13 protein-coding genes and 1 pseudogene are annotated in these 17,873 nt (G+C 36.2%); 5 read left to right on the forward strand and 9 right to left on the reverse strand.

The genetic code is table 11. The features are described from left to right. Positions 1 to 226: 226 nt before the first annotated feature. The 3 genes and pseudogenes from F6K40_RS04170 to F6K40_RS04180 form a co-directional block, all read right to left on the reverse strand. Positions 227 to 442 (reverse strand): ATP-binding protein, encoded by a 216-nt coding sequence (locus F6K40_RS04170; protein ID WP_293131798.1) that lies wholly within the window; start codon positions 440 to 442, stop codon positions 227 to 229. A gap of 158 nt (positions 443 to 600) precedes the next feature. Next, positions 601 to 759: pseudogene (locus F6K40_RS04175) on the reverse strand (ATP-binding protein); the annotation flags it as partial. A 375-nt stretch (positions 760 to 1,134) separates the two neighbouring features. Continuing rightward, entirely contained in the window at positions 1,135 to 3,630 is a 2,496-nt protein-coding gene (locus F6K40_RS04180; protein WP_293131801.1) for an ATP-binding protein, read from the reverse strand. Between the two features lie 394 nt (positions 3,631 to 4,024). Here F6K40_RS04180 and F6K40_RS04185 point away from each other — a divergent pair, with 394 nt between their 5' ends. Continuing rightward, positions 4,025 to 4,216 carry a hypothetical protein gene (locus F6K40_RS04185; RefSeq protein WP_293131804.1) on the forward strand — a complete coding sequence of 64 codons (192 nt, stop codon included), beginning with the start codon at positions 4,025 to 4,027 and terminating at the stop codon, positions 4,214 to 4,216. Between the two features lie 18 nt (positions 4,217 to 4,234). On the opposite strand, the gene F6K40_RS04190 is transcribed toward F6K40_RS04185, so the two are convergent. After that, positions 4,235 to 4,816: a thioredoxin family protein gene (locus F6K40_RS04190; protein WP_293131876.1), complete on the reverse strand. Its 582-nt coding sequence runs from the start codon at positions 4,814 to 4,816 to the stop codon at positions 4,235 to 4,237. A gap of 948 nt (positions 4,817 to 5,764) precedes the next feature. On the opposite strand from F6K40_RS04190, the gene F6K40_RS04195 reads away from it, so the two are divergent. Both F6K40_RS04195 and F6K40_RS04200 read left to right on the forward strand, forming a co-directional pair. Further along, positions 5,765 to 6,169 (forward strand): NIL domain-containing protein, encoded by a 405-nt coding sequence (locus tag F6K40_RS04195; protein ID WP_293131807.1) that lies wholly within the window; start codon positions 5,765 to 5,767, stop codon positions 6,167 to 6,169. A gap of 6 nt (positions 6,170 to 6,175) precedes the next feature. After that, entirely contained in the window at positions 6,176 to 6,601 is a 426-nt protein-coding gene (locus F6K40_RS04200) for a hypothetical protein (RefSeq protein WP_293131810.1), read from the forward strand. A 659-nt stretch (positions 6,602 to 7,260) separates the two neighbouring features. Here F6K40_RS04200 and F6K40_RS04205 read toward each other — a convergent pair. The 5 genes from F6K40_RS04205 to F6K40_RS04225 all read right to left on the reverse strand — a co-directional run bounded on the left by F6K40_RS04205 (position 7,261) and on the right by F6K40_RS04225 (position 11,849). Further along, positions 7,261 to 7,815: a shikimate kinase gene (locus F6K40_RS04205; protein WP_293131813.1), complete on the reverse strand. Its 555-nt coding sequence runs from the start codon at positions 7,813 to 7,815 to the stop codon at positions 7,261 to 7,263. Between the two features lie 408 nt (positions 7,816 to 8,223). Beyond that, on the reverse strand, positions 8,224 to 9,498 hold the full coding sequence (gene iscB / locus F6K40_RS04210) for an RNA-guided endonuclease IscB (protein ID WP_293131816.1): 1,275 nt from the start codon (positions 9,496 to 9,498) through the stop codon (positions 8,224 to 8,226). A gap of 517 nt (positions 9,499 to 10,015) precedes the next feature. Next, a complete protein-coding gene (locus F6K40_RS04215) occupies positions 10,016 to 10,720 on the reverse strand; it encodes a hypothetical protein (protein WP_293131818.1) in 705 nt (234 codons plus the stop codon). Beyond that, positions 10,713 to 11,345, reverse strand: coding sequence for a flavin prenyltransferase UbiX (locus F6K40_RS04220; protein WP_375340545.1), 633 nt, complete (start codon positions 11,343 to 11,345; stop codon positions 10,713 to 10,715). The genes F6K40_RS04215 and F6K40_RS04220 overlap by 8 nt, the downstream gene beginning before the upstream one ends. Before the next feature lie 282 nt (positions 11,346 to 11,627). After that, a complete protein-coding gene (locus F6K40_RS04225; RefSeq protein ID WP_365670126.1) occupies positions 11,628 to 11,849 on the reverse strand; it encodes a four helix bundle protein in 222 nt (73 codons plus the stop codon). Between the two features lie 189 nt (positions 11,850 to 12,038). On the opposite strand from F6K40_RS04225, the gene F6K40_RS04230 reads away from it, so the two are divergent. Both F6K40_RS04230 and F6K40_RS04235 read left to right on the forward strand, forming a co-directional pair. Continuing rightward, the gene (locus F6K40_RS04230; protein ID WP_293131821.1) at positions 12,039 to 12,317 is read left to right on the forward strand and encodes a hypothetical protein; all 279 of its coding nucleotides are present in this window, start codon (positions 12,039 to 12,041) and stop codon (positions 12,315 to 12,317) included. 124 nt (positions 12,318 to 12,441) lie between these two features. Continuing rightward, positions 12,442 to 17,697 (forward strand): AAA family ATPase, encoded by a 5,256-nt coding sequence (locus tag F6K40_RS04235; RefSeq protein ID WP_293131824.1) that lies wholly within the window; start codon positions 12,442 to 12,444, stop codon positions 17,695 to 17,697. Positions 17,698 to 17,873 lie beyond the last annotated feature (176 nt).

Here is a 17,873-nt window from a genome sequence, read left to right on the forward strand (position 1 = left end):
AAATAAATTAGAGTTAACTTTTTCACTAATTCTTCCCCCATTGTCTACTATCAAAATTTATATTTAATTGTTTTCTATTACTTAAGTTTTCAAGGGAACACTTAATAGGAAACAGGGAACAGTTGGAAAAACATTTCCGGGATTTTGATTGAGTATCAGTAATTTTAAAATGCTAATTCTTTCTGAGCTATAGCATCTGAAATGGTAAAAAATTTGTCATAGTTATCTAATTCAAGTTCATCGGAATTTTAATTATAAATTCTGTACCTTTTCCGAGCTGAGAATAACATTCTAGTTTTCCTTGATCTTGTTCCACAATAATTTGATAACTAATCGAAATTCCTAATCCAGTTCCTTTTCCAATAGGTTTGATTTTCAAGAAAAGTTCAAATAAATTCGACCTAACTTTTTCACTAATTCCTCCCCCATTGTCTAATATCAAAATTTATATTTAATTATCTTCTATTACTTGAGTTTTCAAGGGAACAGGGAACAGTTACAAAAAAATTTCCGGGATTTTGATTGCTCATCAGTAATTTTAAAATCCCAATTATTTCTGAGCTATAGCATCCGAAATGGTCGAAAATTTGTAATAGTTATCTAATTCAAGTTTATCGGAGTTTTAATTATAAATTCTGTACCTTTTCCCAACTCAGAATAGCATTCTAATTTTCCTTGATGTTGCTCCAAAATAATTTGGCAACTAATCGAAAGTCCTAATCCAGTTCCTTTTCCAATAGGTTTTGTTGTCAAGAAAAATTCAAATACAGCGCTTTTCAGTTGAGTAGACCACTAAATTCATTGTTAGGAGTCAGGAGTCAGGAGTCAGGAGTCAGGAGTTAGGAGTCAGGAGTTAGGGGTTAGGAGTCAGGAGGCACGGAGTTAGGAGTCAGTATCATTGTGGTTTATTCATATGAAAACCGCTGTAAATTAGAGTTAACTTTTCACTAATTTATACCCCATTGTCTACTATCAAAATTTATATTTAATTATCTTCTATTACTTGAGTTTTCCAGGGAACAAGAAACAGTTGGAAAAAAAATTCCGGGATTTTGATTGCTCATCAGTAATTTTAAAAGGCAAATTTTTTTTGAGTTATAGTATCCGAAATGGTCGAAAATTTGTAATAGTTATCTAATTCAAATTCATCGGAATTTTAATTATAAATTCTGTACCTTTTCCCAACTCAGAATAGCATTCTAGTTTTCCTTGATGTTGTTCCACAATAATTTGGTAACTAATCGAAAGTCCTAATCCAGTTCCTTTTCCAACAGGTTTTGTAGTAAAGAAAGGTTCAAATAAATTCGACCTAACTTTTTCGCTAATTCCTCCCCCATTGTCTGCTATTAAAATTTCTACCCAATTGTCTTTTATTACTTGAGTTTTAATCCAAATACAATCAGCGTCACACTGTTTTTCTTGAGAAGATTGAGCATTTTCAATTGCATCAATGGCATTACCGATAATATTCATAAATACTTGATTAAGCTGTCCTGCATAACAGTTAATACTAGGAAGTTGACTATATTCTTTAATCACTTCAATACCAAGAAATCCTGGTTTAGGTTTGAAGCGATTTTGTAAAATCATTAAAGTGCTATCAATTCCTTCATGGATATCGACTTCTTTAATTTCTGCTTCATCCAAACGGGAAAAAATTCGTAGTGATTTGACAATTTCTATAATCCGCTCTGTTCCACTTTTCATAGATTTTAGCATTTTTTTGATATCTTCTTGGAGGAAATTTAATTCAATAGCTTCAATTTCTTCCTCAATTTCTGGATGGGGATGGGGATAATAATTTTGATAGAGTTGAAGTAAATTGAATAAGTCTTGAGTATAACTTGTTGCATAAATAATATTTCCATGAATAAAGTTAACCGGATTATTAATTTCATGGGCAACCCCGGCAACCATTTGACCTAAACTCGACATTTTTTCACTTTGAATGATCTGAGTTTGAGCCCATTTCAGTTCTTGTAAAGTTTGCTGTAGTTCTTGTTTTTGTATTCTTAATTGAGCTTCTGATTTTCGTAGAGCATTCTCGGCAAGTTGGCGATCGCTAGCTTCAATTGTTAGAGAAACTAGGTTAGCAATTGAACGGACAAAAAATTCATCTTCAAGAGTCCAATATTTGATTTGACTGCACTTTTCTATACAAATAACACCCACTACTTCTCCACGAATCAAAATCCCAGCGTCAAGCATAGAAAAAATATCTAAAGGTTTGAGGTAATTCTCAGAAAATTCCTTGGTTCTAGGATCGTTGCGAGCATCATTAGCTGCAATAATATTATTATCTTGTAGTGAGCTAATCGCTTGAAAATAACTAGGATAATCCTTGAAATTAAGATTTATTTCTCTAATGTGTTCATTGAGTTTGTTTTGGTACAAATCTAGAGATTTTAAATAATTTTTCGAGTCGTCATACAGCCAAATTCCCACTCGCTCAACCTCTAATATTTTGGCTGTAGCTTCTGTAATTGCTTCTATACCTGTTGACAAATATCCTTGATTTACAGCTCTATTTTGAGCAAGTTCTATTAATATTTTATTCTGATTTTGTAGCCTAGTTTGGCTTTGTTTTCGATCGCGAATTTCCACAAGTAACTGATGTTGAGTATATTTTAACTCCTGTAAAGCCTGATTTTTTTCTTCTAGTTGTTGCTCCAGTTCATCAGTTTGAATAATTACTCGATCAGTTAATGGATGTAGTAGTAGAATCATTCCACAAGTACCCAAAAGACTTAAGAATATTATGACAATTCCAATAGTAATAACCTGACGATTCACTGGAGCATATAATTCCTGACGTTCGATGGCGATCGCGAGTCCCCAATTTACATTGGATACAGGTTCAAAAGCAATTATTTGACCATAAATCCCATACTTAGATTTAACAACTATTACTCCAGACTCTTGAGAAAATAATGTTTTTTCCAAGGCTTTAGCAATTGATTCAGATAAATTTTTGCTTTCATTTTTAGAAGATAAAAATAATTTTAACTGTTGTTTTTCTAAAGTTCCTAAAAAGACTTCTCCAGTTTTACCTAGCCCCGCATTATCTGTAATAATTTTTTCTAAACCCTGGATTTTAAACAACACCAAATCTGTACCTACTTGTTGTTTTTTTGAGTTAATAATTGGTTGGCTAATAATGATATAAGATTCATTCTTTAGGCGAATTTGATTGCTAATTTTAGGTTTTTGAATAGGCAATTTCCAAAATTTTTGAGGGATAGGTAAACCTAGTTGAACCACCAATTGATTATCTCGATCTAAGCGAGTAATTCCAACTACATCTTCAGTCTGATTAAGAGCATCAGTGAGAATCCGAGTCAGATTAGAAACAGCAGAATTGCGATTATTTGGACTACGGTTATAAACTTCTAATTCCCGTTTTGCTTGAGTACGACTAGAAATTTGTGCAGCAATATCCTTAGCTCTTGAAACAAATTGTTCCACTGCTAAACTTCTACTTTGTAACGTTGACTGTAAGTTGCTTTCTTCATTTATTCTGAGTTGTTTATCAAGGGGGAATATACTTATTATTGCTACTAATACACTGATAATAAATATTCCTAAGGCAGAATAAAATATTAACAACCGTTGTAATTGTTTAGAGTTCATTCTTTTACTAAAAAATTGGGAGATAACTTACCAAAGTAGAGGAGTGGGGGAGATGAGGAAATAGCAAATTGCAAGTGTATTGGAGTACTTTTCAACCTTGTTCTCCTATTACCTAATTTCCGTAGATGATTCCTGACTCAAAAATTTAATCGCTGGCATTGATACAAAATGGCTTTTATTAACTATGTTCGGTTAAGATAAATCTAAATGCTGGCTGAAAAACCTATATTTTCCTTGAAAAATCTTTGGCATTCCAAATTCAAAACAGGAGCATTGATTTTCAACTATCATGTATTGAGAAAATACTGATTATTAAGGCAATTTGAATCTCTCCTCCCCTTGCCGAGGGTCAATTTATTGTCACCAGAGAAAAAAGTTAAGAGAAGGTGGGGAGGTGTTGGAGGCGTGGGAAGTGTGGTCCGTGTGGGGAGGATGGGAAGTGTGGTCCGTGTGGTCTGTGTGGTCCGTGTGGCACAAAAGTCCACTTTTATTCATGCAGCTTACGTATCCCCATCCTCCCCATCCTCCCCATCCTCCCCATCCTCCCCATCCTCCCCATCCTCCCCATCCTCCCCATCCTCATTAAATTGGTTTAGCCACTCAACTATTGTACTTGACTACCGTGAACCCGAGGATCTGCTTGACTTGCTTTAATTGGTGCTACTGGAGCATTAAATTCAGAACCTTGACCAACTGTACCATTATATGGTAATAAACTTCCGGCAACTAAAGCTTCTATATTTGCTGCCATAACAGACTTCGGCACTTCTCCAATAGTCTGACCAACTTCAGTCCCTTCTCGATCCATAAACACAAAGTGGGGAATACCATCTACCCGATATTTAACCAATTCTGGTAACCACTTGCTATTATCCACATTCAACATTACAAAGTTGGCATTCCCAGCATACTGTTGCCTAATTTCCTCCAACTCAGGAGCCATAGCTTGACAAGTCGTACACCAATTAGCATAAAATTCAACTATGCTAGGCTTATTATTAGTTAATGCTATATCTAGAGGTGTTGAAGTTTCAGCCATTTCATTTAGGGAAACGGAGACCGTCTCAGTTCGTAATCCGATAAAAATGGTTACTGATAAAGCGATCGCGACCGACACAATAATAAAATTTCTCCAGCGCACCGCCAAAGAGGAAATATTTTTAGGGTCAGATGGATTTACATTCATTGTCATAAAATTAAATAATTATTACAATTACTGAAAAAGGGTTGAGAGCAATGTCTCTTTTAGAGCTGAGATGAAAACAAGGTAATTGTTAAACCCAGACAACTAAAGTCATCTTCCTATATAAATTTTAGTTGCTCAAACTTTAGATAGCTAAAGCACATAGTAAAAATATAACTTTTTTAGGGACGCTCGATAGAACGTCCCTGCTGTATTCTAATTACAATAAAAATTGTTGTAATACCAAGTGCGATAAATGTTTGCTACAAATATTTAGGCTATTTATTAAGAGTCAGGTAGGATAAGCGTCTGCTTGGCGACTACAGAAGTCAGTAGTCAGAATCAATAGCTTAAATAATCAGGACTTACACAATACCACTATATATAGTGTAAATTTGGTCATAGTTCCTAACATCACCACTATAATTAGTGCCGTTGCGTAAGTCCTGATAATATAGCGTTTCTCAGCAATCGTGAGGTACACCTATCTTTATTTGTTCCTATTTCCTATTCCCTGTTTCCTATTCCCTATTCCCTATTCCCTGTTCCCAGTTAAGTGTTCCCTGTTCCCTAAAACCAAGGAATTTTGTACCTCACGCTTCTTGGGAATTGCTATATTTCTGAGTGAGAAACTTCTCTTTTTAGTCAAAGGTACATTTAACTCAATTGTTTCAATTATTCTGATTATTTGTAACATTCTTTATTTTGAATACGGTATGACTAAATAATTATGGCAATTTTAATACTTGTGAGGAGAAAAATTCGTTTGTTTTAGGGAGTAGAGAGTAAGTTGGAGGTAGGGACTAACCATGCTTAGTCTGTACAAAGTAGTAATTTGCTAAACAGGGAATCGAAAAGAAAAAAAACAACTGTACCTCAGTAACTTGAGAAACCCTATAAATAAATGATGAAAAAATCAGTTTTATAATTAAGAATATAGAGGATTAACCCGTGAAAAAACGAGTGACGTTAACATTTCCACAACGGTCAATTCATATGCCAATTACCTATAAATTAGCAAAAGATTTTAATGTTGCTGCTAATATTATTCGTGCTCAAGTAGCACCAAATCAAATAGGTAAATTAGTGCTGGAATTATCAGGAGATATTGATGAGTTAGAAGCTGCAATAGAGTGGATGAGACTCCAAAATATAGATGTATCTCTCAGTAGCAGAGAAATTTTAATCAATGAAAATAGCTGCGTAGACTGTGGTTTATGCACTGGTGTATGTCCTACAGAAGCTCTAACTTTACAACCTGATACCTTTCGTCTCAATTTTTTCAGATCCCGTTGCATTGTATGTGAACAATGTATTCCTGCCTGCCCAGTTAAAGCAATTTCTACTAACCTATAAAATAATGTGAAACCAATACCTTTACTTTCTTCGACTCTACTTTTAATAACTTATGGCATTTTTGGCTGGAGTCTAGCTAATGCTCAAGCTTCTGTGTTTTTATATTTAGTTGTTATAGCGGGTATTTTTTTATTAGATGCAATTTTAACTTTTCGTTTCCTGAATTTGAAAACAATAATTCCCTGGTTTAACTCTGAACTTTATACTTTTATTTCTGCAATTGTTACTGCTTTTTTCTTTGTAGTTATAATTAGGTGGATTAACATTTTTACCCATAGTTTAGTGTTAATCTCTGCCGGGATATTAGTAAGATTAGATACTCAAATTTATGGTCTAAAAAACTGGCATTCTTTTGGAATTTTACTCATTATTTCAGAGGGGGGTTTGGGTCTGGGAGTTGGACTTTACTTATTGCTCAAAAATCATACATAGAAATTCTATTTCTTCCTGTTTTAATATTTTATATAATATCAAATCCGCTTGGCAACGGAAGTGTTATAAGAAACCGGGTCTATGGCAGGTATATTTTAGTCTGGAGAAGCATTTAATATAGACCTGGTTTCTCTGCTTTTTTTACATCAATATTTATTAAAAAGCTGAAAGCTGACAGCTAATAGCTGAATGCTTACCATAACTTTTATATTACAATTAGCAATTGAACTTAGGAATTCGTAACAAGATCAAGTATAGTTGCAATAAACGTTTAAAAAATTGTCACAAATAAATCTAACAAAAATACTTAATTTATGAGATAATATGAAAAATAAGCGTTTAACTGTCCTTGACCCCTGCCTCTCCATGGAGGGGTTTTTTATTGACTTAAAATTTATAGTACCTAAATTCAAAAATCTCAAATATTCTGAAATTATTACTAATGTTTCATTTTGCTCAACTACCGTGTTTTTTTCAAAGATATTAATTCATACTCTTTTAATCCTTAAATATTGGGATGAATAGTTTAATAACGAATAGACAGAGGCGTGAAAATCAAAACTAAAATTAATTCTTATCCAGAAATTATCAATTACTTCTTCCTGTTCCCTGTTCTCTGTTCCCTATTTTTTGGAGATGTCTAATCAATAATTAAACGACTACCGATAAGATGACTTTACCACCTTTTTAATTTCTTCCAGCACCAACATTGTTACTTGTTCAGGGGTATCTTGACTATTAACATTAATATGAACATCTGCATTTGCGTAAAGCGGTCTTCTTTCCTCCAAGATAGCCTGAAGTTTATCCAAAGGCTTACTATTCTGAAGTAAAGGTCTAGTCATATCCCCTTCCAAGCGACTATATAAAACTTCTGCTGGCACATCTAACCAAACCACTATGCCATGGTGCAAATAACTCCAGTTAAATTGACTCACAACAATACCACCACCTGTAGCAATAGTCAAATTTTTGTAACTAGATACTTCTGACAATACATTTGTTTCCAATGCCCGAAAAACTGCTTCACCCTCAGTAGCAAAAATTTCGTTAATTGACTTGCCTGCAGCTTGAGAAATTAAATTATCTGTATCGAGAAAACTATATCCTAAGCGTTGTGCAAGTAAATGTCCCACAGTTGTTTTACCAGCACCCATCATCCCGACTAGATAAAGATTTACTCCCTGTAATAATTGCCTATTACTAATATCCATACTAATGAGTTATGCCAAATCTCAATAAGTTGACTACATATCGTGAAAAAAGGTTTTATATCAAGTCTGATTAATTAGCCATAATAAAAATCTTCTTTTCTTACGCGCCAGAATATTTTTCGCTCCTTCCCCTTATTCCCTACTACCTACTTTGTACAGACGTTGCATGAACGTCCCTACCTAAATTTTTTATAGTGGTTATTCACGCAAGACATAATATTAGGCGGCATAAGGTTTTGGAAAAATACCCTTGGTATAAACAAGTAATTGTCACTACTTAGGGACTAGCAAAAAAATAGACTACCATTTAATTGTATAGAGTAGAGATTGCTACTCTGCGATAAGGCTTTCCTTAAGGAATGCTATCGCAAACGCCTACGGCTGACTTGATTCTTAGAAAAAATCTACTCAAAACGAGTAATTGTATCCATCTCGTCTGTGAACGGGTTGGATATGGTTTCGAGAAACAGACAAAATTTCATCTTGATGTCGGATATCAAAATTGCCTTTACTTCTTACAGTTTTAATCCTGACTCCTTTTAGTCCAATATTTTGGCCTTTTACGACATTGATAATATCTCCAGTTTTCCAACCAGGGACAGGTTTTGTAGCCTTATAACCTTTGCGGGGAAAACCATATTTATCCATTTGTACCATCTGCCTGCAACCGTGTCCCATTGCTGTAACAATCAATGGTTGAGCCGTAAGAATTGTTAATTTTTCTACTTCCCCAACGCACGCTGCATCTATCCAATGTTCTTTTGGTAAATCCAATCGACGACGATTGTACTTGGTTTGCGCACCACTCCCGGTAACAACGGGTAGTTCTGTCTTTTTTAAAGTTTCAAAGATTTTCCAACGAGTTGCATTAACTGCTGCTGCATCTTTTAATGGCGTTTTGGCTTGTTTCAAAACTCGTTCCAAAAGAGATGGTTTATCCTTCAAAAATTCTCTAATATCCATAGCACCCTTATCTTTGTTGCATTGATGACAAGCAATAACTAGATTCGACACCCTATTGCTTCCACCTTTTGAACGGGGAGTTGTATGCTCAATTTCTAAGCGAGTATCTTTTGCGCCGCAATAAACACATTTGCGATTAAACTTTAAGAGCAAATATTCGCGAAGATCGTATCCCGATAAAGTTCCTTGCTGGTATTCAATTCCAGAGATTTCGGGATTTTCAACTTTTTGGGTATCGAACTTTACTAATTCCATTGCTAGGGAATTAATGGGTGCTAAGAAGCATAATTTGTTAACCCAAGCTTCTACAGTTAAAACTCTGTGCATTAAACTTGGTGGCAGCCATCCTTTTTTACGCTTTCTGTTAAGAAAACGCGGTTGTCGATAGCGGGTTTTTCGACGGCGGCGACCTCGCCGAAGATTTCGCCGCCTAAGCATAGCGTTTTTTATTTGTTGACCTCGATGGATTAAGACCATCGCCCAAATAACTTCCCCTTCTTGAGTTACTAAAGCAAAACCTGTTTGCTTAGACCCAGGGTCAATTTTTAGCTGTAAATCCTGATGTTTTTCTGCTACCAATTTATTGAGAATTATGCTGAATGGATAGCGCCTAAAAACCTTGGCTTTACCTGCTTTTAATAATGACCTTGCCATTCCTGCCTTGCATGGTGCTAAAGGCTTTTTATTTGCATCAAGTACAAATACATAATTGGTGGACATTGTTGCGTCCCTCCTATAGAAATGTAAAGTTGGCCTCGCCCGGTTATTTTGGCTTGTTAGGCTCGACACACTAGCTTTTCAAGTCTCTTTGCCTGTTTAATGCCGAGCAATAGAGGTCGGAACTGGCCGCGCATTCCGACGTATTGTGACCAAAATAACGTTTACCTTAAAAAAGTAGGCTGGACTAACCATTTAAACACAAATAAGCGTTTTGATTAGATTTGTGGTTAGTCTTTATTATTGAGGTTGAGTCTAAGATTGCCGCCTTGCTTCGGACAGGTACGGGGATTTTTCCCCATGAATAATTGGTACTTTATTAACGTGCAAATCTCTTACAATACAAAAACACTATCAAATTTCAGTACACTTATTTGAGTTACTAATTGCCTGATTGATTTATCAAACAGGATTGGGTCTAAAACCCCGCCTTGATTATTGGCGAAATATTTTTGGAGCGTTGCTCTAATCCCTGTTACAAAAACAACTTCTGACCTCTGAATTCTGACTTCTGACTTCGTTAATGTTCTGGAGGAACCTCCTCATCATCTTTTTCTTGAGTAGGTGTAGATTGATCTTGAGGTGGCGGTGGGGTAATCACCCGATAATCAGCATCATAGACAGATTCAGTTTGACCAACCCCTGAACCACTAGGTTCGCGATAACCATAAGAATAAACCGAACCAGACCAAGACTCTGTTTTTGGTTCTTTTTCCACTTCATAACTTTTCTCTGTAGAATCTTGACTAACAGACTCTTGTGACTCTTCAATATCTTGTTCTCTTGTACTACCGTCCCAAGAAGGACTAACTTTAGGAGGTCCTTGTTTCCAGTCATCAAAGTTTTCATCTTCCTCCCTTGGTTCCGAATCTTTATTTAGGTTAAAAGAGCTTTGGGAATTTGATATTCCTTGAGACTGTGAAGCTCTATCCCTACCTTGCCCAGCTTGATTTTGATGCTGAGATTGTCTAGGGCGAGGTCTGGAAGGTTGTAAATTTTGTTTAAACAGGTAATTTGAAAGTTCAAAAATACCATAGATCGACAAGTAAGTAATTACACCTGCAACAAGAGCAGCTAAAATCCATATAGAAACAGGTAGAGGTATAGACTTTAACCCTAGAAAAGTTAAGTCCAAACTGGGGGACCAATTTTGCCAAGTAAATAAGGCAAGCCCACCGAGGACTACAATTAAAACTATTAATAGTAAATTCCGACTTCTATTCATGGCCTATCCACCGTTTAATAGGAACACAATCTAGACCAAATTGATCTAAAGCACGAGCTACTACAAAGTCTACCAAATCCTCTATAGTTTGGGGATTATGATACCAGGCCGGGATGGCCGGGACAATTCTTGCTCCTGCTTCTGCTAGAGTAGTCAAATTTCGTAAATGAATCAAGCTAAAAGGTGTTTCCCGAGGTACTAATATTAGTTTACCTCCTTCTTTTAATTGTACATCTGCAGCCCGTTCTAGTAAATCTGAACTAAATCCAGCGGCTAATTTACTTACTGTTCCCATACTACAGGGAATAATTATCATACCCTGAGTTCGATAGGAACCACTTGCAATATTTGCTCCTACATCTTGCCAAGGATGACAATGGAGTTTGCCTTTGTTTTCTTCTCCAGCTTTCTCTCGCCAGAATACTTCTTGTTTAGTTGGTTCAGCAGGCATTCTAATATTTTGCTCTGCTTGCCAGACTGAATATGTAGCTTTTGATGCTACTAAGTCAATGGTGTAATTAGCTGCCAGTAAATATTTAATGCTTCTGACAGCGTAAATTAGTCCTGATGCTCCTGTAACTCCAATAACTATCGGTAGTTGAGGAGTAGATATAAAATTAGTCACGTTTTTTTCACTTATCAGCCTTTTCAGTTATCAGTTATCAGCCTTTTCAGTTATCAGCTTTTTTAGTTTTTTCAGTTTTTTTTTATAATGGAAAATAAGATTTTGCTAATCTCATCTGCATCCTGATGGATACTTTCAAAGGCTTTTTATTCCATATAGTTAGTATCTTTTTTCAGTGAACAGTGAACAGTTATCAGTTATCAGTTTTTTCTGTTTTTTAATTATGGAGAACAAAATTTTACCTACCTAATCTACATCTTCATCAATACTCTCAACAGCTTTTTATTCAAGATAAAAAGCTAAGAATTGATTTAGTTTTGTTGTAGAAATATAAACTATCAACCTGTTACTGATAACTGATAACTGAATAGATGTTCCACTTCTTAACAGTTCTTTAGATAATACATACTCCTTTTTTTCCTCTGCTAAGTATTTGTAAGCTTTGACTACTCTAATGGCAAATTGATCAGCTTTTTGATAAACAATACTGTTATTTATATCTATAAACTTCTGAAAAAGCTAAAAACTAATAACTATAAGATATGATAACTGATAACTGTTCACTTCATACTTTCGAGTGCGAACTTTAGGTAGAAAAAACATAATGAGTGTTTATACTTATTTTTATTTAACTTCTTTTATGTTATCTTTTTTTAAACACCTAACTATTGGTCAACAGTTAAGGAGGAAATCATGCGTACTAGAGAAGCGTCTTTTTTATTAGGTATCTCTCGTCAACGTTTATTAGTCTTACTCGCTCAAGGAAGAGTCAAAGGAGCCGACAAAAAAGGTAGATTCTGGGAAATTCCAGCATCTCCGAGCGGTATGCCTGTAATAATTCCCGCTCGGCGCGGTCCGAAAGGTATCTGGCACAAGCAAGAAACCAAGGTACCTCAAATGATTCACGTTAATCAACACAACATTAGAGATAATATAGGTAAGCCTCCAGAGGAAATGCGGAGTAAGGAGTAAGGAGTAAGGAGTAATATCAAATCCGGTTGAATACAAGAGTGTATTGTTGGGGGAGATGGTCCGATTGTCCGATTTAATAATGAACATATACTATATAACCGGATTCTATATTATCTATTATATTATGGTAACTCTTGCCGGATACAACAATTTTTACCCCATTCACAATAGTACCAACTCTCAAGTTTATCGTGCCCGACGAGTTGATGATCATCAACCTGTCATCCTCAAATTTCTTAACCAAAACTATCCTACCTCAGAACAAATTAGACGCTATAAACAGGAATATTATCTGACTTGCCAGTTAAAATCTCCAGGTATTATCAAAGCTTATGATTTGCTAGAATGGCAAAGGAGTTATGTAATAGTCCTCGAAGACTTTGAAGGAATTTCCCTCCAAGAATTCTTGCAAGGACGAGAAAAACTCACCCTAAAAGAGTTTTTGTTTTTGGCGATCGCCATCGTTGAAAGTTTGGGAGAAATTCATAACCAACATATTATTCATAAAGATATCAATCCAGCAAATATCGTTTTTAATCCCCAAACTCAAGAACTAAAAATTATTGATTTTGGCATTTCTACCCAACTAAGTCGAGAAAATCCTACTCTCAAAAATCCTAATGTTTTAGAAGGGACTTTAGCTTATATTTCCCCAGAACAAACTGGGAGAATGAACCGTAGTTTAGACTATCGGACAGATTTTTATTCCTTAGGGGTAACATTCTATGAAATGTTAACCAAACAACTGCCTTTTACTACAGAAGATGCCTTAGAATTAGTTCACTCTCATATTGCTAAAAAGCCAATTTTACCCTCAGAAATTGACAGTTCGATTCCCTGGATAATCTCACAGATAATAATGAAATTAATGGCGAAAAATGCCGAAGAGCGCTATCAAAGTGCCTGGGGATTAAAAGCGGATTTAGAAAATTGTTCTGAGCAATTAGAATTAGTGGGAAATATTGAAGTTTTCCCTTTAGCAACTCAAGATATTTCAGAGCGCTTCTCTATTCCTCAAAAACTCTACGGACGAGAAGCAGAAATTGCCACTTTACTTTCCACATTTGAGCGAGTTGCAAAAAGTGGAAAAGTCGAACTGATGATGGTGGCAGGTTATTCTGGGATTGGCAAATCATCTCTGGTACAAGAACTTTATAAACCCATTACTGCCCGTCGGGGTTATTTTATTTCTGGGAAATTCGACCAATTTCAAAGGAATATTCCTTATAGTGCGATCGTGTCTGCTTTTGGAGGATTAATTAGGCAATTATTGGGAGAGACTAAAGCGGGGTTAGGAATCTGGCGAGAAAAATTATTAAAAGCTTTGGGAAATAACGGACAAGTTATTATTGATGTAATTCCTGAAGTGGAACTGATTATTGGCAAACAACCACCAGTTCCAATATTAGGAGCGAACGAAACGCAAAATCGTTTTAATCTTGTCATTAGTAATTTTATTTATGCTTTTTGCACTGAAGAGCATCCTTTAACTTTATTTCTCGATGATTTGCAATGGGTAGATTTGGCAACTTTAAAACTAATGGAACGGATGTTAGTTGAAAAGCAAACTGAATATTTGTTGCTCTTAGGTGCTTATCGCGATAATGAAGTAAATGTCGGTCATTCTTTGGCAATTTCTCTGGAAAAACTTAGACAAAATAACAATGCAATTAATCAAATTAGCTTAAAAAATCTATCTTTAAATCAAATTACTTGTTTAATTACCGATACCTTTAGTCAGACTAAACAAGTTTCCCATTTAGCTCAGTTAGTCTGGGAAAAAACCGGAGGAAATCCTTTTTTTGTTAATGAATTCTTACAGACATTATATGACAAAAAAATGTTGGAATTTGATCGTCAAGAGAGAACTTGGCAATGGGATATTGAAGCGATCGCTGCTAGGAATTTCACCGAAAATGTAGTGGAATTAATGATAGAAAAACTGCAACAATTGCCAGAATGCAGTCAAAAAACTTTATCCCTTGCTGCTTGTTTAGGAGCCGAATTTGACTTAAAGATACTAACATGGATTGAAGAAAAATTGCCGTCAGAGATTTTTGAATTATTGAAAATCCCTCTAGAATTGGGTTTTATTTTTCCCCTATCAGAAATGGATGAAAATCTACTGATTCAGTCCTATAAATTCGGGCACGATCGTATTCAACAAGCTGCTTACGCTCTAATTCCTGACGACGAAAAAGCAACACTCCATTACCAGATAGGAAAAGTATTGCTGCAAAAGCTCTCAGAAGAAGCAAGAGTCGAGAACATTTTCGATTTAGTCCGTCAATTAAATTACGGTATAGAGCTAATTACCGAACAAAAAGAACGAGACGAACTTGCCCAACTCAATCTTATTGCCTGTCGCAAAGCTAGAAATACTAGTGCATATCAGGCTGCTCGCGAATATGCTGATATGGGATTATCTATACTTGGAGAAAACTCTTGGCAGCGGCAATATGAAATGAGTCTAGAATTACATGAATTAAAGGCTGAGTTAGCATGGTTATGTGGCGACTTTGAGGAAATGGAGCAGTTTATTGAGATCGTTATTGCCAAAGCACAATCTTTACTAGAACAGGTTAACGTTTGCAAAATTAAAATTATCTCAAATTACTCCCAGAATAAACTAACTGAAGCGATCGCTACTGCCCTAGAATTTTTACAAAAGCTAGGAGTCTCCTTTCCCGAAGCGCCAACCGACAGCGATATTCAATCCAGTATTGCAGAAATTGGCGAATTGATAGGAGATACAGAAATAGAGGATTTAGCGGATTTACCCATAATGACAGATCGGGAAAAAATTGCCATTCTCCAAATTTTTAATAGCGTTATACAGGCACTATACATCCTTGGTTCTTCTTTATGGCCTTTGCTAGTGGCTTTGTCAGTAAAATTATCCATTCAATACGGAAATTCAGAAGCTTCCGGTGTCGCTTATGTTCTTTATGCTATTATTACTTGTGATTTTTTAAAAGATGTCGATACAGGAGTTAAATTCGGTCAACTGGCACTTAAGGTTGTCTCCAAACTGGATGCTAAAACTGTGAAATCCCAAGTATTACATTTGGCTGGGATGTTTCTCTTGCACCGTCAATATCACTATAAAAGAGTGCTACCGCTCTGGGAAGAAGCTTATGCAGTCGGACTGGAAGTAGGAAATTTAGAACCCCTCGGACCTATTGCCGCTGGTTTTTGTGGTGTTTCTCTTTGGAGTGGTCGGTTTCTTACTACTTTGGAGCAGGAGACTCGCCTCTACTGTAATAGATTAATACAACTGAATCAATTGACAGGACTAAATTGGAATCGTCTTCATTGGCAACTTATGTTAAATTTACTCGGAGCAAGTGCAGAGCATCCAAGTATTTTATCTGGGGAAGCGTTCCAAGAAACTGAATTACTTCCACAACTCTTGTCTGCTCGCGATCTTGTAGGGTTGTACCTTTTTTACCTATATAAGCTGATGCTTTGCTACTTATTTGGAGAAATCAAATCTGCTAACAGTCATGCAGCAAAGTGTAAAGGCAATTCAACAGTTAACATGGGAAGTCCAGGAGAAGCTATATATTACCTTTATGATTCTTTGACTGCTTTAGCGCTCTTGAGTTTGCAACCAGACAAAACATCAGAGTTATTTCAACGAGTGGAAGAAAACCAAGGGAAATTACAGCAAAGATTGGCAGACTATGCTCCAATGAATTACCAACATAAGGTAGATTTAGTAGAAGCTGAAAAATGTAGATTCTTGGGGAAAAAGGCAGAAGCTATTGAGTTATACAACAAAGCGATCGCTCTCGCTCAAGAAAACGAATACATCCAAGAAGAAGCTCTAGCTAACGAACTCGCTGCCAAATTTTATCTCGACTGGGGTCAGGAAAAACTTGCCGGCTTTTACATGACAGACGCACATTACTGTTATTCTCTTTGGGGTGCAATAGCAAAGGTAAGGCACTTAGAAGAAAACTATCCTCAATTATTTCAGTCCCAAACCACAAAAAAACGTGTTCCAAAAACCCTGAAGACTCCCACTACAAACAATTATACTGATGGTACAGAATTAGATTTAGCCACGGTTATTAAATCCACTAATGCTATTTCTAGCGAAATCGTTTTAGATAATTTGCTGGCAACTTTAATGGATATTCTGGTAAAAAATGCTGGAGCGCAACGAGGCATTCTGATTTTGCCCAGGGGCGAAAGTTTATTCATCGAAGCTACCAAAGAAGCAGAGTTGTCAGCAGTTTCAGTCTTGCAGTCTCTGCCCCTAAATAAGTTTGAAAAGCTATCAGAAAAGATTGTCCGTTATGTTGCCCGCACTCGTGAAACTGTAGTTCTCAACAATGCCTCAACTGAAGGTGACTTTACCGAGGATGCCTACATTCAAGAGTATCAATGTCAGTCTATCGCTTGCACTCCTCTGATTAATCAAAATCAACTCCAAGGTATTATCTATTTGGAAAATAATCTGAGCGCGGGAGCTTTTACCCAAGAGCGCATGGCACTCTTGCGTACCCTCGCTGCTCAAGGTGCGATTTCTTTGGAAAATGCTCGACTATACGATGCTTGTCAGCGTTTTGTACCGGAACAGTTTCTCAGTTTCTTAGAAAAAAAGAGCATTATTGATGTGGAATTAGGAGAGCAAGTGGAACGGGAAATGACGGTGCTGTTTTCCGATATCCGAGGTTTTACCACCATCTCGGAACAGATGACACCGGGAGAGAACTTTGCTTTTATTAATGAGTATCTCGGTTACATGGAACCTCAAATTCAAAAACATGGCGGTTTTATTGATAAATATATAGGTGATGCAATTATGGCGCTGTTTCCTAATTCTGCTGATGATGCTCTTAAGGGAGCGATCGCTATGTTGGAGGAGTTGAAAAAATACAATTTATCTCGACAGCAAAAGAATATCAACCCCCTGCGTATTGGTATTGGTTTGCATACAGGGAAGTTAATTTTAGGAACTGTGGGCGGTTTGAGACGCATGGATGGAACTGTGATTGGGGATGCGGTTAACCTGTCTTCGCGCGTGGAGGGGTTGACTAAAACTTATGGGGTTTCTCTGTTAATTACTCATCAAACTTTGGCACGTTTGAATAATCCTGTGGAATATGACTTGCGGTTTATTGAGCAAGTGAAAGCTAAAGGAAAAGCTAAAGCGGTTGGTTTATTTGAGGTGTTTGCTGCTGATGTGCCTGAATTGCGAGCAGCAAAGAACGCTACTAAGGAAAAGTTTGAAAAGGCAGTTATTTTATATCATCAGAAGTCTTTTGTGGAAGCAGGGCGTTTATTTGAAGAATGTGTGGCGGAGAATGGTGGCGATCATACTGCTTCTAGTTATCTCGAACGGTGTGGGAGTATGGAAGTGGGACAGTAGTGGAATAGGGGAAGGGTGGGAAGATGGAACATTTTTTGTAGCAAATTAAGGGGATTTGATCTGACTCGTCAAAACTCAGGAATTAATGCATGAGTAAGTTTGAGCATTTATCAATGTCAGCGCCATATTTGTGTAGTGCTATAATTGTAAAAATAAATAAGGGTAAAATTATACTA

The sequence above is a fragment of the Okeania sp. SIO3I5 genome, from assembly GCF_010672085.1.
GTDB lineage: Bacteria > Cyanobacteriota > Cyanobacteriia > Cyanobacteriales > Microcoleaceae > Trichodesmium.

What these genes read in the sequence shown, in the direction of transcription:
- F6K40_RS04180 (WP_293131801.1), bottom strand. Translation starts at nt 3,630, where the DNA reads ATGAACTCTAAACAATTACAACGGTTGTTAATATTTTATTCTGCCTTA.
- F6K40_RS04190 (WP_293131876.1), bottom strand. Translation starts at nt 4,816, where the DNA reads ATGAATGTAAATCCATCTGACCCTAAAAATATTTCCTCTTTGGCGGTG.
- F6K40_RS04205 (WP_293131813.1), bottom strand. Translation starts at nt 7,815, where the DNA reads ATGGATATTAGTAATAGGCAATTATTACAGGGAGTAAATCTTTATCTA.
- iscB (WP_293131816.1), bottom strand. Translation starts at nt 9,498, where the DNA reads ATGTCCACCAATTATGTATTTGTACTTGATGCAAATAAAAAGCCTTTA.
- F6K40_RS04215 (WP_293131818.1), bottom strand. Translation starts at nt 10,720, where the DNA reads ATGAATAGAAGTCGGAATTTACTATTAATAGTTTTAATTGTAGTCCTC.
- F6K40_RS04230 (WP_293131821.1), top strand. Translation starts at nt 12,039, where the DNA reads ATGCGTACTAGAGAAGCGTCTTTTTTATTAGGTATCTCTCGTCAACGT.
- F6K40_RS04235 (WP_293131824.1), top strand. Translation starts at nt 12,442, where the DNA reads ATGGTAACTCTTGCCGGATACAACAATTTTTACCCCATTCACAATAGT.